This is a genomic window from Clostridium sp. CM042, assembly GCF_055080995.1.
In genome coordinates, this window is sequence record NZ_CM143646.1 from 2539158 (window position 1) to 2564102 (window position 24945).

Genomic DNA, 24945 nt, shown 5'->3' on the forward strand with positions numbered 1-24945 from the left:
TAAGAATTCATTTTATTTTAAAAACACTTATTTCATACATATAGTAAAATGATACCACATATGATAAAATATAAGAAAGTCATTTAAAATAAGCTAAAAAGGGTGATTTAATGTTCTGTCCTAGTTGTGGATCTCAAAATGAAGATAGCTCTAATTTTTGTAAAATATGTGGGATTAATTTATTAATTCAACCTAATACGACTGGTGAACGGATTATTAGTGAAAAAAACTGGTTAGTTGCTTTATTGCTGTGTATTTTTCTTGGCGCATTTGGTATTCATAGATTTTATGTAGGTAAAATAGGTACGGGAATTTTAATGATTTTAACCTTTGGTGGTTTTGGAATATGGGTGTTAGTTGATATTATTTTGATTGCTACTAATTCATTTAAAGATATAAATGGATTACAACTAAATAAAAATCTATATAGGTATTAGTTTAAATCGTTTTGTATATGCTGAAATAGCTCAGTTGGTAGAGTAACGCACTCGTAATGCGTAGGTCGAGGGTTCGACTCCCTTTTTCAGCTCCAAGTTTGTAACATGAAAACAAAGCTTTTTTTTAAGCACTGGCATAACTGCTGGTGCTTTTTTGTACGTTCAGCATAGCTAAAGTAGGCAGACGGTGGGTTATAAAGTGGCATAGTAAATGAATAGAAATATAGTAAAACGCAGCTTGAGGGTAGAGAAATCTATCTTCAGGCTTTTATATTTAACGGATTGATTAATATTACATATATTGGGTAATAATACTGATAGACAGAATAAATAAGAGGAAATAATCGTGTTTTATTAGTACTAGAAGTGTAATTATATATAAGGTGAGGTTGAATGTAAATGAAAAAGATAAAAGTGAAAGTTGGAATAGATAAAAGTAAATTAATAAAAGGTAACAAACGAATCGTTGCTTGTGGCAAGAACTTTTAACGACATTCCAGAAGGTAAGTCTCCTACTTATATAAATGGGAGTTACATACCATAGCAAAGATAAAACTTCAGCGGGGGTATAAATCTCCTTCTGAAGACGTTAATGCAGCTCCTGCTGAGCTGTTGCAGCACCGCAGGTGATGGTTTAAAAGCATAGCAAAAAAGTAGTTGAGAGTTATATCTTAACTACTTTTTTAGTGTAGCATTTATTTCAGAATACTTTCAAGGAGGAGTCTTATTCCTTCACTCTTTTTTATATTGCTTGCCTTGCAGAAACTTTCTAAAGAGTTTGATATGTCTTCACTTATTCTTACATGAATCAATTCGCTTTTAGAATTTTCAATTTTCTTTCTTCCTCTGGGCATAATTATCACCTCGCAAGATTTGTGTTACATAAAATAAGCTTATGTATGCTAAATAGAATGTTGTAACACAATAATAATTATAATACATATTGACAAATATTACCATAGAATTTAAATCGGAAAGTATAAGGATTATTTGTATAATTACATTCTCATTTTATTTGACTTAATAAGTGAAATTTAGGTAAGAATCATGAAAATCAGTGATTTTTTATAAATTATATGTATATAAAAAATTATTACTTTCTGTTACAATGGTATTATATAAAAAAAGTGAAAATTTATGCCATTTGTGTTAGTGTCAAGTTAAAGGGGAAGATTGATGTAAACATATTCATAGTACTAGTTATAATAAGTAGACAAGCTAACGTTCAAAACATTTCCTGGAAAATATTGCAGAGAATAAATATGCAAGCAAAACTCTAGGAGAAAAAAATAAAATATTTACATTAGAAATAATTTACATATTTCAATAATTTATATTCATCTAAAATATAGGAGGTAGTATATGAAAAAGAGAGTAGCTTTTATAGCAATGTTATTAACTATGGCGGGTTCACATGTTGTATTCGCGGACAATGGAACGGTGACTGCAAGTTCATTACGTGTCAGGCAAAAATCATCAATTTCATCATCGATTATAGCTTCTCTTGCGAGAAATACGGCGGTAGAGACACTTGGTAAAGAAGGTGAATTCTATAAAATAAATTATAAAGGACAAACTGGATATGTACATAGCTCATATATAAAATTATCGTCAAATACGTCTGGTTCTACAAGTACAATAAATGGAGCGGGGACTGCAGGAATAATAACAACAGACTATTTAAATGTAAGATCTGGATCTGGAATAAATTATTCTGTTGCTAATGTTATTACACGCGGAACTAAAGTGACAATGTATGAAAAATCAAACGGTTTTTATAAGATAAATTATGGTGGCAAAACAGGTTATGTAAGTGAGCAATATGTGAAGGCTGCAACAGGACAGGATACAAGCACAAATACAGATAGTACAAGCAGTGTGACTACTGGAATTGGTTATATTACAGCATCAAGTTTAAATGTAAGAAAAACGGCGTCTATGGGTAACAATATTATGGGCGCAATAAAAATAAATGCAAAAGTGGATTTATATGGAACACAAAATGATTTCTATAAAATCAAGTATAACGGACAATGGGGATATATAGCTAAAACATACGTAAGCCTAGGTAATGACACTCCAAGTAGAGGTGATACCACAGAAAATAATTCAAATGGACAACAAAGTACTGCAACAAAAAATATAGAGAGTTTAATCTCGCAATTAAACACGTTTTTAGGAATGCCATACTTATGGGGTGGTACAACACCAGCGAAGTTTAATTCTAATGGCAAATATGTAAGTGGTGGTTTTGATTGTTCAGGTCTTATACAATATGCTTATAAAAACATAGGTATAAATTTACCTAGAACGACTATGGACCAAATAAATATAGGTACCTCAGTTAATATAAATAGTCTCCAAAAAGGTGATCTGGTATTCTTTAGGACAAATCCAGCATCGCCTTCCCAAGCATCTCACGCGGGAGTATATATTGGTAATAATAAATTTATACAATCTCCCAAAACTGGTGATGTTGTAAAAATATCTGAATTAACTGGATATTATAAAAGTAATTTTATAATTGGAAAAAGAGTAGTAAAATAAGTATATTTAATATAAACCAGGAATAATTAATATTATAGATGAATGTATGATTTTTATTAAATCATACATTCATTTTTTATATCCAGTTTATCATAATTAAAAAAGTTAATTTAAAAATATTTCTTAACTTAAAGATTTCTAAATTTTACAAACGATATTGATGTATAATTGAAAGATATATTAAAGTTATGTAATTTAATTGATTGATATAGAGATATTAAGCACTTGTATCAGCATAATGTATTAGATATAATAAGTTTATTACAATATAAGGAGATAAATATGGAAATGAAGAAAATAAGTGGAATGAAGAAAGGCGATAGGATTGAAGGTTTTTATGTTATAAAATCTGTAGATAGCAAGGTTTCCAACAATAGTAACACAAATAAATATTTAGATTTTAATTTAGGCGATGCCACCGGCGATATAAATGCAAAACTTTGGGAATGCAATGAAAAATTAGAAAATACATTTAAACAAAGCATCTTAGTGAAAATTAAGGGTACAGTAAATGAGTGGAGAGGAAAGCTTCAATTAAAAATTGAAATGATAAGACTAACTGAGGAAAAAGACGAAGTAAACATTTGTGATTATGTTGCAGTGGCACCGTATTCACCAGAAAAAATGTATGATGATATTTTAAAATATTTATCTAAGATTAAAAATATAGATATTCAAAATATAGTTAGCAATATTTTAGGTCATAATGAGGAAAAGCTAATGCATTATCCAGCTGCTAAGTCTAACCATCACTCTATAAGATCAGGTCTGTTATATCACACAACCACCATGCTTAAGGCAGGAGAAAAATTAAGCGAAATTTATACGTTTCTAAATACGGATTTGCTATATGCAGGTATAATACTTCATGATATTGGTAAAATATATGAAATGAAGGCTAGTGAACTTGGAATCGTAAGCGAATATTCAGTGGAAGGACAGCTTTTAGGTCATATAATTCAAGGAATTAAAATGATAGAAACAGCAAGCCTTGAGGTTAAAGCAGATACTGAAGTATCTATGTTACTACAGCATATGGTGCTAGCTCATCATTATGAAGCAGAGTATGGAAGCCCTAAAAAACCTATGATACCAGAAGCGGAAATGCTACATCATTTAGATATAATGGATGCAAGAATGTATGATATGAATAAGGCTTTAGGGGATACAGAGGAAGGCAAATTTTCAGAAAGAATAAGGTCCCTAGATAATATAAATGTTTATAAGAGTTTTGTTAATAAATAGATTAAAGTATAAAATGCTTTTAACTACATTTGAGAAGCACCGCAGGTGATGATTTAATAGAGAAAATACAGTTATTCAATGTGAGTAAGTGTATTTTTTATTTTAGATAAACAATGTATATACGAACTATTACTTAAAATAATTTATTAATATTCGCATTTTATATTGACTGGGTTATACTGCTCTGATATCATTAAGTAGTATGGCAACCATTGATAAATTTTATTTCCTACAGAGTAATTCAAGGAGGTATATGAAATGAAAAATTTTTATGATATAGTTATTGTAGGAGCTGGTCCAGCGGGAATATTTACGGCACTAGAAATTTCTAATAAAAAACCTGAACTTAGAGTACTTATAGTTGATAAGGGAAGAAATATAGAAAAAAGAAAATGTCCAGCTAGAGATACAGGAAAGTGTGTTAAATGTAATCCGTGTGGGATAACATTTGGTTGGGCAGGTGCTGGAGCTTTTTCAGATGGTAAGCTTTCTCTAAGCCCAGAGGTGGGTGGAAAACTTCTTGAATATTTTTCTGAAGACGAATCAAAAAAATTAATAAAGTATTGTGATGATATATATATAAAATTTGGGGCAAATGAGAAGGTATATGGGCTTAATAGTGACAAAGTTGACGAAGTTGAATATGAAGCAAGTAAGCACAATATTCGTCTTGTTGAATGTCCAGTAAGACATTTAGGAACAGAACTTGCCTATGAAGTTTTAAAATCTATGTACCATCATTTAATAGATAATACAAATACTGAGTTTATAGAACTTAGTGAAGTGGAAGAAATATTAATAGAAGATAATAAAGCTACTGGAGTATTATTAAAGAATAAAGAAGGTGTGTTTAGGGTTAATGCAAAGTATGTTGTAGCAGCACCAGGTAGAGGTGGGGCGGAATGGGCTTCAAATGAAGCTAAAAAACATAATATTAAGGTTACTAATAATGCAGTAGATATTGGAGTAAGAGTTGAGGTACCTAATTCTGTTATGGACCATTTAACAAAGGACTTATATGAAGCAAAATTAGTATATTATTCTGATACCTTTGATAACAAGGTTAGGACCTTTTGTATGAATCCAGGGGGAGTAGTGTCAGCGGAATATTATGATGATAACACGATTGCAGTTGTGAATGGTCATAGTTACTCAGACCAAAAGCTTAGGACAACTAATACAAATTTTGCGATGCTTGTATCTACTACTTTCACAGAGCCTTTTAATCAACCTATAGGTTATGGAAAATATATAGCTCAGCTAGGTAATATGTTAACTGGCGGGGGGATAATGGTTCAAAGACTCGGGGATTTACTAAAAGGAAGAAGAACAGATTATGACAGATTAGGTAAATCGACTACGACACCTACTTTGAAATCAGCAGTACCAGGTGATTTAAGCTTTGTATTACCACAAAGGCACTTAACGTCTATTGTAGAAGCATTAAAGGCTTTTGACAAGATAGCACCAGGTTTATATAGCAAAAACACATTGCTATATGGAGTTGAGGTGAAGTTTTATTCTAGTAAAATTAGTACAAATGATAAGTTTGAAACATCTGTTAGTAATCTATATACCATAGGGGATGGAGCAGGGATAACTAGAGGACTAATGCAAGCATCTACAACAGGAGTCGTAGTAGCAAGAGACATAGCTCAGAAAGAAGACTAAGAATTTAATATAAATAATTGGTTATATGAATATTAAAAGTGTATAATTCAACATGAAGTAAACATAGAAGACAATAAAAATTCTTAACACTAGTAGTTAAGAAATTTTATTGTGAATTAAAGAAAGCGAGGAATTTATATGTCAGCATTTATAGTTTTAGGAGCCCAATGGGGAGATGAAGGTAAAGGTAAGATGACAGATTATCTTGCCGAGGGAGCTAACGTAGTAGTCAGGTTCCAAGGTGGAAACAATGCAGGTCATACAGTAGTAGTAGGAGAAAAGGAATATAAACTTCACTTAATACCATCAGGAATATTATATAAAGAAAAATTGAATGTAATAGGTAATGGCGTGGTTGTAGACCCAGAAGCGTTATTTACAGAAATTGACTATTTAGAAGCTTTAGGTGAAAAAATAACTCCAGAAAGATTGATGATTAGTGATAGATCACAGGTTATAATGCCATATCATAAAGAGTTAGATAATTTATACGAAATAGCTAGAGGTAAAAATGATATCGGAACTACAAAAAAAGGTATAGGACCTTGTTACACTGACAAGTTTGAAAGAAGTGGAATCAGGGTTTGTGACTTAATGAAAAAAGATGTTTTTAAAGAAAAGCTTAAAACTAGTCTAGCAATGAAGAATGATATAATAACAAAAGTTTTGGGTGGAAAAGCTTTAGATTTTGATAAAATATATACAGAGTATTTAGAGTATGCAGAAAGAATGAGACCTTTTGTAAAAGATATATCAGTTAAAGTTTACGATTCAATAAAGTCCGGAAAAAATGTTTTATTTGAAGGAGCACAAGGAACGTTGCTTGATATAGATTATGGTTCATATCCTTTTGTAACTTCATCAAACACTATTGCGGGCGGAGTTTGTGTTGGAGCAGGAATAGGACCTACTATGATAACAAATGCTGTAGGGGTAGCGAAAGCTTATACTACAAGAGTAGGAAAAGGACCATTCCCAACAGAACTTAATGATGAGGTAGGAGAATGGATTCGCGAAAAAGGTTTTGAATTTGGCGTAACAACAGGTAGGGCAAGAAGATGTGGATGGCTTGACCTTGTTATATTAAAAACTGCAGCAAGAGTTTCAGGACTTACTAGCTTTGCTGTAACTAAAATAGATACATTAGCAGGACTTGAAAAAATAAAAATTTGTGTAGGATATAAATTTGAAGGTAGTGTTATAGATTATTTCCCAGCAAGCCTCGAGGATTTAGCTAAATGCGTGCCAGTATATGAAGAGTTCGATGGTTGGGATGAAAATATAGCTGATGCAAGAAGCTATGAAGAACTTCCTGAAAATGCAAAAATATACTTAAAGAAAATTGAAGAGTTTACAGGAGTTAAAGTTTCCATAGTTTCAGTTGGACCTAAAAGAGATCAAACAATGGTGCTAACTGAAATATAGCATATAGACATATATTATACAAAGGTTATTTTTTTAATATGTATGTTTTTTAATATTATAGGAAATTATAATTATTGTGGGAAATATATATTAAGGTATACAAGTGCATACTAGAGATTAAAAAAGTGCGTACTAGTAAAATTCAAGTATATAAAATATAATGAGAATTAAAGTTAAATAATATTTTTATTTATTTGACATTTCAATTCTGGTATAATTATTTTAAATTAACATAAAGTGAGGTAGATAATATGAAAATAACTAAAGACATGACAATAGGCGAAGTTGTAAGACAAAAGCCAGAATCAGTTGAAGTATTAATGAGCTTTGGAATGGGTTGTGTAGGATGTCCTTCAGCACAAGCTGAAACACTAGAAGAAGCAGCAATGGTTCATGGTCTTAATTTAGAAGAATTAATGACTGCATTAAACGCATAAAAAAATTAAGACACTTAGCAAATGCTAAGTGTCTTGTTTTTTATCTTTTCTTTATTTTCTTAATGGCGAGGATAACAGGTATGGTAATTACAGTAGCTATGATGGCCTCTGGAACACCGTTTATTATACCTATACCATAAATCGTCTTTGCAGCAATAGATGGATCTATGCACTTAGAAGCAGCAAATCTAGCCGCATATAAAATATATATCATAGTAAGAACCCCAAAAGTGTTAGTTAGAGAACCAACAACGGTAGCAAGTCCAATCCTTAGGCTATCGTTTTTAACGTGGATTAGGTTATAAACATAGTAAGAAGTAAGACCAATAAGAACTCTTGGTAATACAGATACTAAAGGATTTATAAAAGCAAAAGAGAGTATATTGGGAGTTGTTATGTTTTGCATAATACTAAACAGCCCAAATATGAAACCAATAGTCATTCCTACCATAGGGCCACCTATTATTGATCCTATAATAACGGGAATGTGCATGATAGTAGCTTTGGCACCAGGAAGTGGAATAAAACCATATCCAGTTAATCCAAGTACGACGCAAATAGCTGATAGCATACCAATAGTTGTAAGTTCACTTGTTTTTATTCTTCTGAGTTTAATAGAATTATTATTAATCATGTGTTCCCTCCGCTCTTATTCCATAAGGATATAAGTCGTTCTATTCATAATCCTTATTTATAGTTCAGTTTCATAATGAATACTGACTACAATATTTTAACACTATTTTGAGAACAATTACATAGCTAAATAAAAATTTAACAAACTTTATGTTAACACTATACGGTTAATGTTTACTATATTGGTTTAGTTTGGTATTATTTTAAATATGAAGAAAATTAAGAGGCATAAATTAATAGTTATTATGTACTCATGAGAAATATAGGAGGGGTATTATGGGAAAAATCCCAGCGGTTACAGATAGAGATTATAATATTCATTATTATGAAGTGGATATTCATAAAAGAGCTTTGATGACAAGCATTATAGATTATCTTGGTGACATGGCAATGTATCAAAGTGAAGTGCTCGGAGTCGGCATAGAACATCTTAAAGAGAATAAATCAGCTTGGGTGTTATATAAATGGGATATAACAATGGAGTCATATCCTTTATTAAACGAAACTATAAAGATTAAAACTTTTGCATATTCTTTCAATAAATTTTATGCATACAGGAAATATGAAATCTTTGATGTGAAAGGGAATAAAATAGGCTATGCGAGTTCTGTGTGGATTTTAATAAATACAGACAGAAGAAGGCCAATAAGGATTACGAAAGATATGTATGAGGCTTATGGTGTAGATGATAGCAATAATGCAATTATAGATATCGAAGATATACCAACAATAACTAAAGTGGACAGTGAGAAAAGTTTTGATGTGAGGTATAGTGATATTGATACGAATATGCACGTAAATAATGTTAAATATGCTGCATGGGCTTTAGAAACAATTCCTAAGGATATAGTAATAAACTATGAACTAAGGAATATTAAGGTAACTTACAAAAAGGAAACAACATATGGAGAAACCATAAAGGCGAGCACAGAAATTATAAGAGAAGAAGATAAAATAATATGTAGACATAAAATTATAAATGAAGAGGGAACTGAGCTGACGCTCTTAGAAAGTACTTGGATATAGATGTGCGATATAGTATGAAATTTCTCTGGAAGTGAATTTTTTAATCAACTTTTACGTTTCAAAATCTTATTTCAATTCACGCAGGAGAAACTTCATAGGTATCGCACTCTTATTTTTTATTTGGAGGCATTTTTTCCTGCAATAGCACCAGAACTCCATGCCCATTGAAGGTTAAAACCACCACAATCGCCATCTACATCTAATATTTCTCCTGCAAAGAATAAGTTCTTAGTAATATTAGATTCTAGAGTTTCGGGATTAATTTCTTTTGTATTAATGCCTCCTGCAGTTATCTGAGCATTTGCAAAAGAATTAGTACCTGAAACCTCAAATTGCCATTGTTTTAACAAAGTATATATAGCATTTTTTTCGTTTAAGGTCAAATCGCAACAAGGCTTATGAATGTCATCTATTTTTGCTTCTTTTAAAATTATTGGAATGATCTTTTTGTTAATTATTCCGATGAATGAATCATGAACGCAGCGACTCGGAAATACTGACCAATGATTGTTTAAAAATGTTTTTAGATCTTCGCAGCCAATAGTTGGTAGCATATCAATACTTAAAGAAACATTGCTATTTTTAGACAAACCATAAGATGCAGTTCTACTAAGTTGAAGAATAGGAGGTCCAGAGATGCCGTAATCTGTGAAAAGTATTTCTCCGAATTCCTTTTGAACATATTTATCATTTATAAATATGTTCGCAAAACCATCAAATTTTACTCCAGATAGAGCCTTTAGTTTATTATAGTTTAATTTAAGCTGTACAAGGGCTGGTACGGGAGAGATTATACTGTGGCCTAATTGTGTAGCCAATGAATAGCCGGAGCCGTCAGAACCTGTTTTAGGGGCCGATTTACCACCGGTGGCAATAATCAACTTTTCACATTCATATGTAGAATTATCTGTGCTGTAAATTTTAAAACCATTCTTTGTTTTAATAATCTCCTTAGATTTGGTGTTTGTATACAGTGGAATTTTTTTTTCTTCTATAGCAAAGCGTAGTATATCAAGTACTGATGAGGCTTGCAATGACATAGGAAACATTTTACCCCCATCTGTTGTTACTAAAGGTATTCCTAAAGATTCGAAAAAATCTATAGTATCCTTTATGGTAAAAGAATCTAGTGTATAACCTGCGAAATATGGATTTTCACTGTGATATCTATTATTATTTATATGTGCATTACTGATATTACACCTGCCGTTACCGGTGGTTAGTATTTTTTTACCTACTCTGTCGGTTCCTTCAATTATTGCTACATCTATTCCAAAATCTTTTGCTATTAAAGCAGAGGTTAAACCAGAGGCACCTCCGCCAATTACTATAAGAGAATGTTTCAAGAAAATCTCTCCTTTCGAGAAAAAAATATTTTTATAATATAAAGTGGTTGCCTATAATCTTACCCTAAAATGAGTAGGATGAAAATGAATTTTTATTTTGTTTTATAAGAAACCATAGAATTTGGGTAGGTTGTTTAGTGAAAAGGTAATTATTTTAAAAAAAATATAAATATTTATCTATAAGATGAACCCTTGATTTAACTGGATTCGATCATTTTGTGAAAAAAAAACAAAAAAAAAACAAGAAAACATGTTGACACTTTAAGAAAAATTAGGTATTATAGTTTATGTCGGGTTGCGAGACGAAAGCCCATAATAAATAAAGTGACAAATTAGTATGGCTCCTTGGTCAAGCGGTTAAGACACCACCCTTTCACGGTGGTAACAGGGGTTCAATTCCCCTAGGAGTCACCATAAAACATATATGGGAGCATAGCTCAGCTGGGAGAGCATCTGCCTTACAAGCAGAGGGTCACAGGTTCGAACCCTGTTGTTCCCACCATATATGGCTCAATAGCTCAGTTGGTTAGAGTGCCGCCCTGTCACGGCGGAGGTCGAGGGTCCGAGTCCCTTTTGAGTCGCCATTTTTACTAAACTGGTATGGTTTAGTAAAAAAATAGTTAATTTGCAAGTATGATTCTTATGGCAAGAGTCATTGGAAAATAATAAGGCTCCTTGGTCAAGCGGTTAAGACACCACCCTTTCACGGTGGTAACAGGGGTTCAATTCCCCTAGGAGTCACCATTAAAACATATATGGGAGCATAGCTCAGCTGGGAGAGCATCTGCCTTACAAGCAGAGGGTCACAGGTTCGAACCCTGTTGTTCCCACCATATATGGCTCAATAGCTCAGTTGGTTAGAGTGCCGCCCTGTCACGGCGGAGGTCGAGGGTCCGAGTCCCTTTTGAGTCGCCATTTTTGCTGGCATGGCTCAACGGTAGAGCAGCTGACTTGTAATCAGCAGGTTGTAGGTTCAATTCCTATTGCCAGCTCCAAAAAGTCCTAAACATTAGTTTAGGACTTTTTTTTATTTAGGGTCGGGAAAATAACGTGGATAAACATGAATATAGATACGCATAATAGTATGAACTTTATCCAGAGTGACTTAAAATAAGAAGATCAGAAACATTGAAAATCCATTTAGTAATTCTTCTTTTGCCAATATAAAATTCTCGTGAGACTTCCTGTAAGGAAGTCTAGCAAACCGGCTGTAAGCCGAATGTGAGCGCTAGAGAAATTTATATTGGCAAAAGATTAGAATTATTTAATGGATTTTCACGTTTCAAGCTCTTATTTTGAGTCATGCAGGATAAAGCTCATACTGATGAATCCATTTACTTTGATTTATTCAAATTTTTCTTTATTCTTATGTCGTCTCCAAAGAATTTGCAAAGTGTAAAATTGCCAATTAATCTAGAAGTTATTCTCTCAGTATAGGTATTTAATAAATTTTCAAGAGTTAAATTAGTAGACACTAGCATTTTTTTTTGTTTTAATAATTTGGTGTTAAGTAGATTGAACATTTCTGTTTTAGTAAAATCTGAAATTTGCTCAGTACCCAAATCATCTATAATAAGTAGATCACAATTTATTAGTAGTTCCTCTAAAGAGGTGTCGCCATTAAATCGAATTTCTTTTAAAGCCTTTATCAATTGTTCGGCTGTTCTATATACTACAAAAGAACCTTTGTCGAGTAATTCCTTTGTAATGCAATGAGACAGAAAGGTTTTTCCTGTACCAGAACTTCCATAGAATAATAAATTTTCATCAGTGGTATTGAAATTCTTTAAAAAGTTCATAGATCTAGATAAAATCTTTTCAATGTTCTTTTTAGGAGATTCTGATTCAATGTCACTTTTTCTAGAAGGATAGTAATCTAATTTGAAATTATCAAAGTTATGGGTATTTAACATACCTCGAAGTTCAGAACTAGTATAATAAACATCTATAACTTTTTGCTTAAAACAAGAGCATTTAGTATTTCCAATAAAACCTGTATCGCGACATTTTATGCATCTATAATGCAAATTCAAGTATTCCATATCAAAACCATTAGATACTAGCAGCTCAGATTTTTTCATTCTTAAATCTAATATTTTTTCCTTCAAAGCATGTAAATATTCATCTCTATTGTTAATACTTTTCAAAGCACTAATAGATAATTCTATACATAGCTTACCTATTTTGTGATCTAGTTCAATAATTTCAGGGTGAGCCTTTTCTATGTGAACTTTTCTTTTTCTAAAGTCAGCTTCTTCTTCTTGCCTTATTCGATCATACATAGCTAATATTTTGGTTTGATATCCTTTAATCATTATTATCCCATCCTAGTAATTTTTTTTCTAGTTCATTAAAGTCATAGGCTCTTTGTTCATAATCATTGAAACTTCCTTTGGCAGGTTTTCCACCAGCGGTAGTCTTTTTATTAGTAACTAAACGTTTTTTATCTTTTTTCTCTATATCCTCTAAAGATTTTATGCCGTCTTTAAACCAACTATTTAGAATTCCGTCGATATATTTAAAATCAGCGCGGCTTAGCCTATTAAAACAAATATCGCAAGCTTTAAATATAATTTCTAGAGAAAATTTATAAACATTTATCCATTTATCTAATAGTTGTTCTTGAGGTTTCATTATTTCTGGAGCTTTTATTCCTAGGTAATTTAATATTTTTCTGATGTTTATCCATTTATCCTCATGTTTTTTTATATAGGATTGGGCCTCTTCAATATTTTGAATATTAGCATCATGCCAAGCAATTGCAATGGTTTCAATGTATCTATAGTCAACTTTACCTTTTGATACACAATATTGAATTAATAAAAGTATTAGTTCTGGAGGAAAATTATAATCTTTTTGCCAGCTTAGGTACATAGTCATTTCTTTTGGTGAAAGAGGTTTGGCTAATAGTTTTTCAATATCTTGAAGCATACCCTTTATTGAAGAATTAGTTAATTCTTCAAGTAAATTTATGCCTTGGATATTGTCACTTGGAACATCTAATAAATCCAAGAATTCAATATTAAAGTTACCCATATTATCAATGGGAGTCATTTTAATTAGGTTCTCATCATTCCAATAGTTCCAAGCATTTACAACATCTGTTTCTAGAAGTCCGAGCGTATTTGCTATAACTTGCGAGGTAGCGCCTATTTCTCCAGTTGTACAATATTTTAGCCCAAGAAGATAAACTTTAACAAATTCTCCTCTAGCTCTAGGCATAAACTTATCTATAAAGATATTACTCACAGGAGTATATTTATAGTTTTCATTCTTAAACATGAAAGTACTCATAAAGTCACTACCTTTCTTTTTATATTATAGAACTATAATTTTAAAATACAAAATCGCGGGTTATTTATATAATGTATTAATCTATAGGAATTTTATTATTCAACATATAGTATACCATACACTTAAAGATACAAATAAAAAAAATATTTCAACAATGCATATTATTTGTCATAAAAGGGCATATTAAGTAAGTATCACAGGAGGTAGAATATTGAATGCTCTAAAACGAAATAAAATGAATATAGGTGTGGTAATTATAACACTTATGATCACTGCTACTATGGTGTATTTAAATGTATATAGGTTTTATGGTTATAAAGTTTCTATAGGGAGCAGTACCATAACATTTGTAAAAAATAAGAAGGAATTTAATAAAACATATAAGGAATTGCAAAGCGAAATTAAATCCAAATATGGAAACATAATTACAATAAAAGATTTAACTTTAGATAAAGTAAAAGTAAATAATGATGCTATGTTTATAAGTGGAGATAGACTTAAGAAAGTAATGCTAAAAGAATCCAATATAGTAGTAGACGTATTTTTAATGAAATCAGATAATAGAAAAATGGCATATGTAATAAATGAAAATCAAGGAAAAGAAATTTTAAACTCTGTAAAAGATTATTATTCTGAGAATTCGAAGCTAAATAGTATAAGAAAAATAGATATAGAAAATAAAATTAGTTATGAACCTGTTAAGGTTAAAACAGGAAATTTATATGAAAATCATGAAATTATTAAGGAATTAATTAAATATAACAATAAAGCACAAGTTCCATTAATTACTGTGAAAATAGTAGGAAATACAATTAAGGAACAAGCAATATACCCTGCTACAATTATAAAATCCTCGAGTAAACTAATGAATGGTGTTAAGGAGGTGGAGCGTGAAGGTATCGATGGAATAAAAGAGGTTACTAGCGAAGTAATAGCACTTAACAATAATATCATATCTGAAAAGGTCTTAAAAGAAGATACTATAACGCCAGTGCAAAACAAAGAAATATTGGTAGGAACTAATAACCCAATAACACCTCCATTGGAAGCTATAAATAGTCCATCAAGAGGTAGTATAAGTTCAAGATTTGGTGAGCGCTGGGGAAAAATGCATAAAGGAGTTGATATAGCAGCGAGTTTTGGTGCAACAATAAGTGCGGCATTAGATGGTAGTGTCACTTATGCAGCTTGGCAGGATGGGTATGGTAATGTGATAAAAATCAACCATGGTGGAGGAATAGAAACTACATATGCACATTGTAGTGTTATTACTGTAAAAAAAGGTGAAGCAGTAAAGAGTGGTATGAAAATAGGAGAAGTAGGAAGTACCGGGAATAGTACAGGGCCTCATCTACATTTTGAGGTAAGAGAAAATGGTAAGCCTAAAAATCCTCAAAAATACATTAAGTAAAAATAAATATATGAATAAAATTATCTTAAAAGTGAAAAATACTTTATAAAGGAGTGATTTTATGCCATATAAAGAAATGAAGTATCCAGCGAAGGAAAAAGATGATAAGCCTAAAAAACCAAACACTATAGAAGAGTCTGATATGAAAAAGGCAAAACGCAAATCTGCAATAAGAGCTGAAGAGTAATAAAACTACTTTGTGAATTTTAATAAAGAGAGTTTTAATGCTCTTTTTATTTTTTTAAAATATAATTAATCATTTGTAAAATAGTAATTAATTTATAGTGGTGTACATATGGTAACATAAGTTACCGTAAGTATAGGCTAAATATAGTATTATTAAATTATAGATTTGTAAATTCAAAGAATAAATAGATATTGGAGGAATAATAATGAGCGCTTTTTTAGCACCTATTCACACATGGTTATTTAGTAAAATTTTATTGGCAGAGGATTTAGAGACAAATTTAAAAAAAGTTTATATAGATAAATATGGAGATAATGCAAAAGATATTGCACAAAAATCACTGGATTACGGAAGTCCGATAGACATCACAAAAAATATAGAGGATATAATTGATGCAGCCAATATACATGGGTGGTTACAGGATAAAATTGGAAAAGTAGAAACTAGGACAGCATTTATAATAACAGAAATGATTAGAAATTATGGGGAAGAAGCAGAAATTATTGCTATGGAATGTTTTGCAAAGCAAGGTAAAACTGTTGGAGAAACTTTAAAAGAAAAAGAGATGCCAGGAAATCCAGAAGAAGTATTTAATGCCATTAACAATTATTTATTAGAAGGTATGCCTTGTGATAGAGTAACAAGACTTATAAAATCAGAAAATGACATATTTGAATGGGAAACTACAAGCTGTATTCATAAAAATTATTGGGAAATGGTAAATGGTGATGTAAATATATTTTATATGCTTAGACATACATGGACAAAAGCATTTATTGAAAATTCTAATGAGGAATATACTTATAATTTTGTTAAAGGTTTAGAATATAATGGTATAATCGGAGTGAATCAAATTATAAGAAAGTAAATATACTTAGAGACATAATAACTAATGGTTATTACGATGTCCATGGAATAGGAGGAAATTTAATGGAACCTAAATATGCTGTACTTCAAAAAGTAAGAGATGGGAAAAGAACTTATGGTGTAACGCCTCATATTCCAGGGGGATTTATAACCTCAAAACAGCTTTCAAAAATAGCTGAAGTAGCTGAAAAATATAAAGGAATCTTAAAAATGACATCAGGGCAGAGAATTGCAATATTAGGACTAGAATCTGAAGATGTTGTAAAAGTGTGGGAAGAATTAGGTATGCAACCAGGCGTTAAATCCCTAAACTCTGTAAAAAATGTTCACATGTGTCCCGCAGCATTTTGCAAAAGAGGGAAACAAAATTCTTTGAAAATTGGAATGCTTTTAGACAAGCGTTACCATGGAATGGAGATGCCTTGTAGAACAAAGATCGGAGTAGCTGGTTGTAGGAATGCTTGCACTAGTGTTTACGCTAGGGATTTAGGCGTAATAGGTGACAAAGAAGGATACATGATAGTCGCAGGTGGTAGTGGAGGATTTACCCCTAGGGTAGCTGATATTATTGAAGATAAATTAACAGAAGAAAAGGTATTGATTGTGGTTGATACTTTAATGGAATATTACAAGGCTAATGGAAATATGGGAGAAAAACTAGGCGATTTCATTCAGCGAATAGGGCTAGAGAAATTCAAAGATGATATACTTAATAAATCCATTCAATAAAAACGCTTAATTAGCGTTTTTATTTTTCTTGAAAAATAAAAGCATCTCTGTTTATTAAAAATATTGTTCAGCAAATAAAATATTTTTAGAAATTATGAAGTATATAAGCATTTGCATATGGATAGCATAATATTTGAAAGGAGAGATGAAATGTGGGGAGTATGAAGACAAGAGAACTAGGTAATGAAGAATATGAAAAATCTAAAGATGGATTAGAAAGGTATGTTAAAATTGAAGGCACAGACATCAAGTTAGTAAATATACCTACAATAGTTACAGGAATTAATGAGAATGGAAGCATAAGACAAGAAAAAATTGAATCCTACGCATATGAGGTAGTTGAGCAAAATAAAAGATTTATAGATTAGTATTTCAGGGACTCACAGAGCATATAACTAGAGCTAAAATTTATAATGGTTAGTTGTATGCTTTATTTTAGATGCCTAATATATCAGTGGTTTTCATTTAAAAGTTAGTTGCTTTTATTTTGGTGTAAACTTACAACAAGATATGCCAGTCGATTGCTTTACTAGTATGTAAGGCAAATTCAAAGATTTGAAACCATAAAACTTACAACCTTTAGGGAATACGGGATCCCACGTAATATAGTAATACTTACATTTATAACAATTTATTTTTTGATTAACCATAAAAGACTCCTTTAAAAATAATTTTATGGGGATATAAAGCATAGGCTTTTAAAGCTCAGCATGAGATGATTTTATTTAATAATAGCATATTTTAGCATATAAAAAAATAGATATGGTTTATTAAAAAACTTATATCTATTTCAAAATAGGTAACTTAGTTATTTTTTTATACACATCAACCGCCAAGTGTTACATCTTGATCATCATACCAATTTAAAGCATTTGATAAATGATCCGGTTTAAAGTCAGGCCAAAAGTCATCTATAACATAAAAGTCAGAATATATGGATTGTAAAGGCAAAAATCCACTAAGACGCCTTCTTCCACCCCAACGAATAATTAAATCTACTCTAGAGATATCATTAGTTTTTATGCAATTAAATATATTACTTCTTTTGCTACTTTTGTTTTGATCTAGATTACTTAGGTCCCATTCCCAGCCATAGTTTACGAGAAAGTTTAGCTTTATACCACCTTTACCAAAGGTTCTACGCGAGGTGAAAGGAAGTAGTTCTTTAGGAAACATAGGTGAGTCACTATTTCCTACTACTAATAAATCAGCGTCCTGTGTACTTAAAAGTTTTACTGCATCTACACAGGCTTTAACAAAAGCTTCTCTCTGCAAGGGCGGTCTTTTTGTATTATCAGTAGTAAACCCATAATAAGTTATTTCTTTTACACCCACAGCTTTGCAAAGTTTATACAAAGACAAACCAGGATCTAGTCCAAAGGAATACCCTTTGTCTTTTGATAAACCATTATCTACCGACCATCTTCTATTTCCATCGGGAATTACTCCGATGTGATTTGGTATTCTCATATTATCACCCTTTAATTGTGAATTTTTATAACTTATAAATGATAGTATATCCATTATTACTACATTAATCCATTATATTTATAAAATTATTAATTCGGTAGCATTATATAGTATAATTAATCTGATTTATTGGAGTTTTAAATTAATATTTGAATTTAACATAGATATATATTACATAAAGGTATAAAATAGGAATAAACGGTTAACGACAGTTCAGAAGGAAAGTCACCCAACTTCTATAAGTGGGGGTAGCTACTATAGCAAAGAATAAAATTTCAGTGGAACTATAAATCTCCTTCTGAAATCGTCGAAATTGCAGCTTCGTAGAAGATGATTTAAGAATATACTGTATATTTTAATATTCTAGGAAACCTAAAAATTAAAAATATAATTTTAGATAATGTATAAGAATACTTTCAATTTATAGGGATATAGTATAACATTATTGAAATATAGGGTACGGCATTTTAAATAATGTTTTATTTTTATGTGCCTTAAGATTAAAATAGCAGCATAGGATAAATTTATTGATAAGTTGAGGTGAGTTAATGAATAAAACAAAAAGAGCTATATTTCAGTCTGCAATTAAGATTTTTTCCACTAATGGATATGATGGAGCTACTATGGATGAGATTTCAGCAGATGCTGGAGTAGCTAAAGGTACGGTTTACTATTATTTTAAAAGTAAGGATGAGGTTTTTAAATACATAATTACTGAGGGAGTAAGCTTACTTAGGAAACAAATAGAAAAAATTACTACAGGACAGGAAGATTATACCTATAAATTAAGAGAATTAACCAAGGATCAGTTAAGATTGGCATATGAAAATAGGGATTTATTTAAGGTTATAATGAGTCAAGCATGGGGTGGGAAAATAAGACATTCTGAACTTAGAGAAATGCTAAAGGCATACATGCAAGATATTGAAAAATTTATGATCAAAGCTATGGAGAATGGAACTATAAAAAAATGTGAATCTTCTTTTTTAACATATATGTATTTTGGAAACTTAATATCAGTAGCCGTTTATAATGTTATTAAAAATGATAGTATGAAATTAGATGAAATTACAGATAATTTTATGGAGCACCTACTAAATGGAATAAAGTAAAAATACACAGTAAGATAATTCTAGAGAATAGAATATCTTGCTGTTTTTTATTTCATATAAAATTATAAAATTAATGAGCACGTTTACTTTTTTTATTCACAAAAAAATACATTGACTTTATAAAAAAAAAATGTAAAATATATATATGACTGACCAGTCAGTTGGCGAGTTAATGTTGTTAAAACGGTTGTAGAAAATAATTATATATATAAAGGATGAGGTGATAATATGAACTTTTTAAAGGTAGCTTGGAGAGATATTTCAAGCATATTTAAAAATAGATTCATACGAGTATCGGTAGTAGCAATTATTATAGTTCCACTTTTGTATAGTTCACTTTTTCTTGATGCTTTTTGGGACCCATATGCTAGGATTAAGGATATGCCTGTAGCTGTGGTAAACCAAGATATAGGAAGCACAAAGGATGGTAAAAAAGTTAACTACGGTCAAGATTTAGTAGGAAATCTTAAAGAAAAGGAAGCGGTAGGTTGGAGGTTTGTTTCAAAGGAACAAGCTGAAGATGGACTTAAGGGAAAGGATTATTATGCCATGTTCGTAATTCCAGAAAATTTTTCGCAGAATGCTTTAAGCTCGACTAAAGGTAAACCAGAGCAAGCTAAAATTTTATATAGTGCAAATGAAAAGAGAAATTTTTTAGCAGCACAGATTAATGGTAAAGTTTTAGATCAGCTTAAATCAGAATTAACCAAAAGTATGTCAAAAGAATACACAACAGCAGTATTTGATAGTTTATATGAACTTAAAGATGGTATGAAAAAAGCTTCTGATGGAAGCAAAAAACTCGCTGACGGTGTGGTTACCGCAAAAGATGGTACACATCAGTTAAAGGATGGAACGGAGAAACTTAAAGGCAGTGTTCCAGCAATGACGGATGGAGTAGGAAAATTATTAGTAGGTTCTAATACATTAACTAGTAAACTAGGGGAGCTTAAATCTCAAGTACCTACAATGGTAAGTGGGGTAAATAAACTTCATGATGGTGCAGATAAGCTTCATGATGGTGCAGATAAGCTAAATAATGGAGTATCTCAGCTTGATAATGGATTATCAGAGCTTAACAAGCAAGTTCCAGCTATGGGAACAGGGGTAAATCAGCTTCATGGTGGTGCAGGTAAGCTTAATAATGGTTTATTGGAGCTTAATAAGCAAGTATCAACTATGGCAGGGGGGGTACAACAGCTTAATGAGAAATATACAACTGAAATGGTACCTCCAACTAAAGAACTTAGAGACGGAGCAGCAACGCTTGCTTCAGGGCTTGCAAAAACTAAAGATGGATCAGCGCAGTTAAACGGTGCATCAGCTAAGTTAAATGATGGATCAGGAAAACTTAGTGCGGGATATGGTCAAATGGAACCAAGTATGAGTAAGCTTAAAGACGCAAGTGCAGGAGTTGCTGACGGAGTAGATGATTTAGTAGATAATAGTAAAAAATCTCAAGAGGCATTGCAACAAGCAAACGAAAAGCTAGAAGCATTTTTACAAGCTAATCCAGACGTGAAGAAAGATGCAAATATGCAAGTCGTTTCAGCTACATTAACTGCATTAAATAAAAATGCTACAGATGAAAATAACGTAGCAATGATGAATAAACTTCAAGAGGGAGCTCATGGAGTAGCAGAAGGATCTAAGCAATTAAAGGATGGATCCTCAGAGTTTGTAAAGGGTTCGCAAGACTTTGCACAAGGTGCAGATGAGTTTTCAAAAGGAGCTGGAAAGTTCGCAGAAAAAACAGGTGAAGCAGCGGGCGGTGCAGCTAAAATTAGTGGAGGTCTAAATCAGCTATATGCTGGTATGAATGGTAAATTTGGAAATGGACTTTCGGAGCTTAATGGTAAAATGCCAGCTTTAACTGGAGGAGTGCAGGAGTTAGTTGCGGGTTCAGGAGCTTTATCAGGAGGACTTTCAGAGCTTAACGGTAAAATTCCAGCTTTAACTGGAGGAGTGCAGAAGTTAGCTGTAGGTTCAGGAGCTTTATCAGGAGGTTCAGGAGCTTTATCAGGAGGTTTAGGAGATTTATCAGGAGGGCTAGCACAATTTAGTCAAAAGATGCCAGCTTTAGCAGATGGAACATCGAAACTAAATGCAGGTTCAGCAGAGCTTACAAAAGGAATTAGTACTTTGAATGGCAAATTACCTGAGTTAAAAGATGGGGTAAATAAGTTAGCTGATGGTACTAATAAATTAGATGGTGGCATGACAGAATTAGCAGATGGTTCTAAAGAACTTAATAAAAAGCTTGCAGATGGTCATAAGGACCTTAGTAGTAGCTTGAAAAATGACAGTAAAACTATGGGAGATACATTTTCGCAGCCAGTAGTTATGGATCAAAAACCAATAAATCCAATTAAAACTTATGGTGAAGGATTTACTCCATATTTCATTCCATTATCCTTATGGGTAGGAGCTTTAATGATGTTCTTCGTAATTACAGATAAGGTAGATGAAGACATTACGGCAGGCCCAGCGTCTGTAGTAGCAGGTAAGTTCTTATCATATGGAGTTATAGGAGCTATGCAAGCAACACTTGCGAGTGGAGCTGTAATGTTATTAGGTCTTAGGCCAAGTAATATATTACTATATTTCTTGTTTAATATTTTCTTATCAAATGTGTTTATAGCGATTATTCAATGTATGGTATTCTTACTTGGGCAAGCAGGAAGATTAATATCAATTGTATTATTAATTCTTCAACTTACTTCTTGTGCAGGTACATTCCCAATAGAAGTTGTACCTAATTTGTTTAAGGTTTTAAATCCATTTATGCCATTTACGTATGCAGTATCTGGATTAAGAGAAATAATATCAGGGATTGATCATGGGGTATTTGCAAAAGATGTAATAGTCCTTGGGGCAATGTTAGTTGTATTCTTATTCATATCTATATCAATGAAGGGACATGCAGATAAAGTGCAAAAATTGATACAAGATAAAAAAGATGAAGCAACAAATATAACTGCATAGTATAAATTAAGAACGTATTAAAAAATGAGCTATTTGTAAACCACATTCCTATATTTATTAGGAGTGTGGTTTTTTAATATAATCATCAATGATTATTATTAAATTAACATTTAAGATCTATTCTAAACACCAATTCATAAACATTTAAAAGGGCAGATATTATATATGACTGAATTATTATCATTAGACAGGTCTCTGCAATTCTAGGAAGCCACAAAACCATAAAACCTACACTAGAAAGCCCTGGTATAAATAATATTAGAAAATAAGTGTTAATAGATGAAATTACAATTGCAGGCAATCCTATTGCTAAAATCATTTTAATGTAGTTATCATATAGTTTATTTTCACTATTGTTTCTTTTAATCATATTATTAACAAACAAAACTACAAAACCAAGCAGGGCTATAATCTCGAGTCCAATACCAATAAACTGAGTTTTCTTTCCAAGCGAAAATATCAGGTTACCTAAATTTGATTTTGGAAATATAAATATTACAATAGTATTAACAATTCCTATTAATCCTAAAGTTGCAAAACAAGTAATATAGTATTTCACTAATTTATTAGTATCAGTAATTTTTGTGTATTTCCATATTAGCCCTGGAATAAAGCCAGCAAGCATTGTTGTTAAAGTAAATAGTGGAATATAAGGTCCCATAGGTCTTATAATATATGCAAGAATATCCACAATGCCAGCAGCAAGTGCCCCATAAATTGGTCCGAAAATAATCCCGGGAAGAATATAGAAAATCCCATCAATGCTAATTCTCATAGCCCCTGCACCACCAATTGGGATCATTATACTAATTGACCTTAGAATTACTGCAATTGCAATGAAAACGGAAGTTGAAACCAAAATTTTTGTACTCATTTTTTCTTTCATTTAAAACCTCCGATAAATTATTTTAAAAAAATGCTTCATTGAATTTGGTAAACTCAACGCTAATGCGCATATCAACCATCTATATAAATAAATTATTTATTTCACAAAGTGTATTGATAACAGAAAAAATCAATACAGCTGCTAAGTTTGCTGTAACATCGTCTTGGTCAAATCTTGGGGAAACTTCAGCTATATCAAAGCTTACTACTTTATTTGATCTTAAAATGTATTTAAGAAACTTTAACACACGTTCAGGATCGAGCCCAAGTGGCTGTGACGAACTTACTCCTGGAGCAAAAGCTGTAGAAAATACATCGGAACATATAGTTACATATATATGTTCTCTTAGTTTTATGAAATTATCGATTTCCTCCATAAAATGCCAATTATCGCTATCTATAATATCTTTCGCAAGAATGTAGTTAACTCCAAGTCTATCAGCTGTTTTAAAAAGATCTATGGTGTTACTGTGCTTTTGAACACCGATGCAGAGATAAGAATATTGAAGATTTCTATCACTGCAAATATCTGCTATCTGTCTAAACATTGTTCCGGAACTGGTTACTTTTGTATAAGGTCTTAAATCAAAATGAGCATCAAAATTTATTATCCCAATATTAGGTTCTTGGCTTTTTTGTGATAAGTAATTCAATGTACCCATATAACTTCCAAAAGCAACTTCGTGACCACCGCCCAAAATAATAGGAAAAAGATTTAAACTTAAAATCTTTTCGATTGCGTTTGATAGAAGAGCTTGGCTTTCCTCAAGAGTGCAGTCTTCACATAATATATCTCCTACATCAAAAAGTTTAACTTCTTGTGAAAAATTGCATGGAAGGTTAGATAATTCTTTTCTTATACTTTTAGGACCCTTTGATGCGCCTATTCTGCCACTATTAAGCCTTACACCTTCATCACAACAAAAACCAATAAAAGCAAATCCCAGTTTACCGGTGTAGGAAATTAAATCATCTCTTTTTAAATCTATTATCTTTACACATTGATGCCATCTAAAAGCATCATAATTGGTTTCACTATCAGTTCGTCCCTGCCAAACTGTTTTATCTGTTAATTTGTAATTTTTATCAAACATCGTATTTGGCCTCCTAAATTATTTACGTATTTATAATTACAGTGCTATCATTATTTTTATTTTAAATATAGTTTTCAGTATGCTTAATCATATTAAATATGCTTAGCATATTAAGTATGATTAAGCATATTAAAAAACAACCTA

22 protein-coding genes and 8 tRNA genes are annotated in these 24945 nt (G+C 31.5%); 22 read left to right on the forward strand and 8 right to left on the reverse strand.

The annotated features are described in order from the left end of the window. Positions 1-110 precede the first annotated feature (110 nt). A complete protein-coding gene (locus tag ACWJJ7_RS12040; protein ID WP_462962317.1) occupies positions 111-437 on the forward strand; it encodes a TM2 domain-containing protein in 327 nt (108 codons plus the stop codon). Positions 438-456: 19 nt separating this feature from the next. After that, positions 457-532: transfer RNA gene (locus ACWJJ7_RS12045), tRNA-Thr, on the forward strand. A 600-nt stretch (positions 533-1132) separates the two neighbouring features. Here the strand turns inward: ACWJJ7_RS12045 and ACWJJ7_RS12050 are convergent. After that, a complete protein-coding gene (locus tag ACWJJ7_RS12050) occupies positions 1133-1291 on the reverse strand; it encodes a hypothetical protein (protein WP_462962318.1) in 159 nt (52 codons plus the stop codon). Positions 1292-1799: 508 nt separating this feature from the next. Here ACWJJ7_RS12050 and ACWJJ7_RS12055 point away from each other — a divergent pair. The 5 genes from ACWJJ7_RS12055 (at position 1800) to ACWJJ7_RS12075 (ending at position 7762) form a co-directional block, all read left to right on the forward strand. Then, a complete protein-coding gene (locus ACWJJ7_RS12055; protein WP_462962319.1) occupies positions 1800-2984 on the forward strand; it encodes a C40 family peptidase in 1185 nt (394 codons plus the stop codon). 282 nt (positions 2985-3266) lie between these two features. Beyond that, positions 3267-4229, forward strand: a complete 963-nt coding sequence (locus tag ACWJJ7_RS12060; protein WP_462962320.1) for a 3'-5' exoribonuclease YhaM family protein — start codon at positions 3267-3269, stop codon at positions 4227-4229. Positions 4230-4487: 258 nt separating this feature from the next. Next, positions 4488-5900 (forward strand): NAD(P)/FAD-dependent oxidoreductase, encoded by a 1413-nt coding sequence (locus ACWJJ7_RS12065; RefSeq protein ID WP_462962321.1) that lies wholly within the window; start codon positions 4488-4490, stop codon positions 5898-5900. 138 nt (positions 5901-6038) lie between these two features. Then, entirely contained in the window at positions 6039-7325 is a 1287-nt protein-coding gene (locus ACWJJ7_RS12070) for an adenylosuccinate synthase (RefSeq protein WP_462962322.1), read from the forward strand. A 251-nt stretch (positions 7326-7576) separates the two neighbouring features. Further along, positions 7577-7762: a DUF1858 domain-containing protein gene (locus ACWJJ7_RS12075; protein ID WP_462962323.1), complete on the forward strand. Its 186-nt coding sequence runs from the start codon at positions 7577-7579 to the stop codon at positions 7760-7762. 40 nt (positions 7763-7802) lie between these two features. Here ACWJJ7_RS12075 and ACWJJ7_RS12080 read toward each other — a convergent pair whose 3' ends face one another. Continuing rightward, a complete protein-coding gene (locus ACWJJ7_RS12080; RefSeq protein ID WP_462962324.1) occupies positions 7803-8396 on the reverse strand; it encodes an ECF transporter S component in 594 nt (197 codons plus the stop codon). 275 nt (positions 8397-8671) lie between these two features. Between ACWJJ7_RS12080 and ACWJJ7_RS12085 the strand changes: the two genes are divergently transcribed. Then, positions 8672-9421, forward strand: a complete 750-nt coding sequence (locus tag ACWJJ7_RS12085; protein ID WP_462962325.1) for an acyl-[acyl-carrier-protein] thioesterase — start codon at positions 8672-8674, stop codon at positions 9419-9421. 116 nt (positions 9422-9537) lie between these two features. Here ACWJJ7_RS12085 and ACWJJ7_RS12090 read toward each other — a convergent pair whose 3' ends face one another. Further along, complete coding sequence (locus ACWJJ7_RS12090) at positions 9538-10767, reverse strand: BaiN/RdsA family NAD(P)/FAD-dependent oxidoreductase (protein ID WP_462962326.1); 1230 nt, start codon at positions 10765-10767, stop codon at positions 9538-9540. Between the two features lie 339 nt (positions 10768-11106). Here ACWJJ7_RS12090 and ACWJJ7_RS12095 point away from each other — a divergent pair. The 7 genes from ACWJJ7_RS12095 (at position 11107) to ACWJJ7_RS12125 (ending at position 11762) form a co-directional block, all read left to right on the forward strand. Then, a tRNA-Glu gene (locus ACWJJ7_RS12095) sits at positions 11107-11181 on the forward strand. Between the two features lie 12 nt (positions 11182-11193). Further along, positions 11194-11269: transfer RNA gene (locus ACWJJ7_RS12100), tRNA-Val, on the forward strand. A gap of 5 nt (positions 11270-11274) precedes the next feature. Beyond that, positions 11275-11351: transfer RNA gene (locus tag ACWJJ7_RS12105), tRNA-Asp, on the forward strand. An 85-nt stretch (positions 11352-11436) separates the two neighbouring features. Next, positions 11437-11511 (forward strand) — tRNA-Glu (locus tag ACWJJ7_RS12110). Positions 11512-11524: 13 nt separating this feature from the next. Continuing rightward, a tRNA-Val gene (locus tag ACWJJ7_RS12115) sits at positions 11525-11600 on the forward strand. A 5-nt stretch (positions 11601-11605) separates the two neighbouring features. Continuing rightward, positions 11606-11682 (forward strand) — tRNA-Asp (locus ACWJJ7_RS12120). Between the two features lie 5 nt (positions 11683-11687). After that, positions 11688-11762, forward strand: a tRNA-Thr gene (locus tag ACWJJ7_RS12125). Positions 11763-12101: 339 nt separating this feature from the next. On the opposite strand, the gene ACWJJ7_RS12130 is transcribed toward ACWJJ7_RS12125, so the two are convergent. Together ACWJJ7_RS12130 and ACWJJ7_RS12135 are read right to left on the reverse strand one after the other, a co-directional pair. Further along, a complete protein-coding gene (locus ACWJJ7_RS12130) occupies positions 12102-13082 on the reverse strand; it encodes an ATP-binding protein (protein ID WP_462962327.1) in 981 nt (326 codons plus the stop codon). Next, positions 13075-14061, reverse strand: a complete 987-nt coding sequence (locus ACWJJ7_RS12135) for a DnaD domain protein (RefSeq protein WP_462962328.1) — start codon at positions 14059-14061, stop codon at positions 13075-13077. Before ACWJJ7_RS12135 ends, ACWJJ7_RS12130 begins: the two co-directional genes overlap by 8 nt. A gap of 211 nt (positions 14062-14272) precedes the next feature. On the opposite strand from ACWJJ7_RS12135, the gene ACWJJ7_RS12140 reads away from it, so the two are divergent. The 5 genes from ACWJJ7_RS12140 to ACWJJ7_RS12160 all read left to right on the forward strand — a co-directional run bounded on the left by ACWJJ7_RS12140 (position 14273) and on the right by ACWJJ7_RS12160 (position 17623). Continuing rightward, a complete protein-coding gene (locus ACWJJ7_RS12140) occupies positions 14273-15472 on the forward strand; it encodes a peptidoglycan DD-metalloendopeptidase family protein (protein WP_462962329.1) in 1200 nt (399 codons plus the stop codon). A 61-nt stretch (positions 15473-15533) separates the two neighbouring features. Further along, positions 15534-15659, forward strand: a complete 126-nt coding sequence (locus ACWJJ7_RS12145) for a hypothetical protein (RefSeq protein ID WP_462962330.1) — start codon at positions 15534-15536, stop codon at positions 15657-15659. A 205-nt stretch (positions 15660-15864) separates the two neighbouring features. Further along, on the forward strand, positions 15865-16527 hold the full coding sequence (locus ACWJJ7_RS12150) for a hypothetical protein (protein WP_462962331.1): 663 nt from the start codon (positions 15865-15867) through the stop codon (positions 16525-16527). A 62-nt stretch (positions 16528-16589) separates the two neighbouring features. Further along, on the forward strand, positions 16590-17255 hold the full coding sequence (locus ACWJJ7_RS12155) for a nitrite/sulfite reductase domain-containing protein (protein ID WP_462962332.1): 666 nt from the start codon (positions 16590-16592) through the stop codon (positions 17253-17255). A gap of 152 nt (positions 17256-17407) precedes the next feature. Beyond that, the gene (locus ACWJJ7_RS12160) at positions 17408-17623 is read left to right on the forward strand and encodes a hypothetical protein (RefSeq protein ID WP_462962333.1); all 216 of its coding nucleotides are present in this window, start codon (positions 17408-17410) and stop codon (positions 17621-17623) included. Positions 17624-18080: 457 nt separating this feature from the next. On the opposite strand, the gene ACWJJ7_RS12165 is transcribed toward ACWJJ7_RS12160, so the two are convergent. Further along, positions 18081-18725, reverse strand: coding sequence for an undecaprenyl diphosphate synthase family protein (locus tag ACWJJ7_RS12165; protein WP_462964986.1), 645 nt, complete (start codon positions 18723-18725; stop codon positions 18081-18083). A gap of 548 nt (positions 18726-19273) precedes the next feature. Here ACWJJ7_RS12165 and ACWJJ7_RS12170 point away from each other — a divergent pair. Both ACWJJ7_RS12170 and ACWJJ7_RS12175 read left to right on the forward strand, forming a co-directional pair. After that, positions 19274-19837 carry a TetR/AcrR family transcriptional regulator gene (locus ACWJJ7_RS12170; RefSeq protein ID WP_462962334.1) on the forward strand — a complete coding sequence of 188 codons (564 nt, stop codon included), beginning with the start codon at positions 19274-19276 and terminating at the stop codon, positions 19835-19837. 228 nt (positions 19838-20065) lie between these two features. Beyond that, the gene (locus ACWJJ7_RS12175; protein ID WP_462962335.1) at positions 20066-22822 is read left to right on the forward strand and encodes a YhgE/Pip family protein; all 2757 of its coding nucleotides are present in this window, start codon (positions 20066-20068) and stop codon (positions 22820-22822) included. Between the two features lie 103 nt (positions 22823-22925). Here ACWJJ7_RS12175 and ACWJJ7_RS12180 read toward each other — a convergent pair whose 3' ends face one another. After that, positions 22926-23708, reverse strand: a complete 783-nt coding sequence (locus ACWJJ7_RS12180) for a folate family ECF transporter S component (RefSeq protein WP_462962336.1) — start codon at positions 23706-23708, stop codon at positions 22926-22928. Positions 23709-23787: 79 nt separating this feature from the next. Next, positions 23788-24801, reverse strand: a complete 1014-nt coding sequence (gene hutG / locus ACWJJ7_RS12185; RefSeq protein ID WP_462962337.1) for a formimidoylglutamase — start codon at positions 24799-24801, stop codon at positions 23788-23790. Positions 24802-24945: the final 144 nt, after the last annotated feature.

Coding starts and splice junctions, on each gene's coding strand:
- ACWJJ7_RS12040 (WP_462962317.1), top strand. CDS start 111: ATGTTCTGTCCTAGTTGTGGATCTCAAAATGAAGATAGCTCTAATTTT.
- ACWJJ7_RS12050 (WP_462962318.1), bottom strand. CDS start 1,291: ATGCCCAGAGGAAGAAAGAAAATTGAAAATTCTAAAAGCGAATTGATT.
- ACWJJ7_RS12055 (WP_462962319.1), top strand. CDS start 1,800: ATGAAAAAGAGAGTAGCTTTTATAGCAATGTTATTAACTATGGCGGGT.
- ACWJJ7_RS12060 (WP_462962320.1), top strand. CDS start 3,267: ATGGAAATGAAGAAAATAAGTGGAATGAAGAAAGGCGATAGGATTGAA.
- ACWJJ7_RS12065 (WP_462962321.1), top strand. CDS start 4,488: ATGAAAAATTTTTATGATATAGTTATTGTAGGAGCTGGTCCAGCGGGA.
- ACWJJ7_RS12070 (WP_462962322.1), top strand. CDS start 6,039: ATGTCAGCATTTATAGTTTTAGGAGCCCAATGGGGAGATGAAGGTAAA.
- ACWJJ7_RS12075 (WP_462962323.1), top strand. CDS start 7,577: ATGAAAATAACTAAAGACATGACAATAGGCGAAGTTGTAAGACAAAAG.
- ACWJJ7_RS12080 (WP_462962324.1), bottom strand. CDS start 8,396: ATGATTAATAATAATTCTATTAAACTCAGAAGAATAAAAACAAGTGAA.
- ACWJJ7_RS12085 (WP_462962325.1), top strand. CDS start 8,672: ATGGGAAAAATCCCAGCGGTTACAGATAGAGATTATAATATTCATTAT.
- ACWJJ7_RS12130 (WP_462962327.1), bottom strand. CDS start 13,082: ATGATTAAAGGATATCAAACCAAAATATTAGCTATGTATGATCGAATA.
- ACWJJ7_RS12135 (WP_462962328.1), bottom strand. CDS start 14,061: ATGAGTACTTTCATGTTTAAGAATGAAAACTATAAATATACTCCTGTG.
- ACWJJ7_RS12145 (WP_462962330.1), top strand. CDS start 15,534: ATGCCATATAAAGAAATGAAGTATCCAGCGAAGGAAAAAGATGATAAG.
- ACWJJ7_RS12150 (WP_462962331.1), top strand. CDS start 15,865: ATGAGCGCTTTTTTAGCACCTATTCACACATGGTTATTTAGTAAAATT.
- ACWJJ7_RS12155 (WP_462962332.1), top strand. CDS start 16,590: ATGGAACCTAAATATGCTGTACTTCAAAAAGTAAGAGATGGGAAAAGA.
- ACWJJ7_RS12165 (WP_462964986.1), bottom strand. CDS start 18,725: ATGAGAATACCAAATCACATCGGAGTAATTCCCGATGGAAATAGAAGA.
- ACWJJ7_RS12170 (WP_462962334.1), top strand. CDS start 19,274: ATGAATAAAACAAAAAGAGCTATATTTCAGTCTGCAATTAAGATTTTT.
- ACWJJ7_RS12175 (WP_462962335.1), top strand. CDS start 20,066: ATGAACTTTTTAAAGGTAGCTTGGAGAGATATTTCAAGCATATTTAAA.
- ACWJJ7_RS12180 (WP_462962336.1), bottom strand. CDS start 23,708: ATGAAAGAAAAAATGAGTACAAAAATTTTGGTTTCAACTTCCGTTTTC.
- hutG (WP_462962337.1), bottom strand. CDS start 24,801: ATGTTTGATAAAAATTACAAATTAACAGATAAAACAGTTTGGCAGGGA.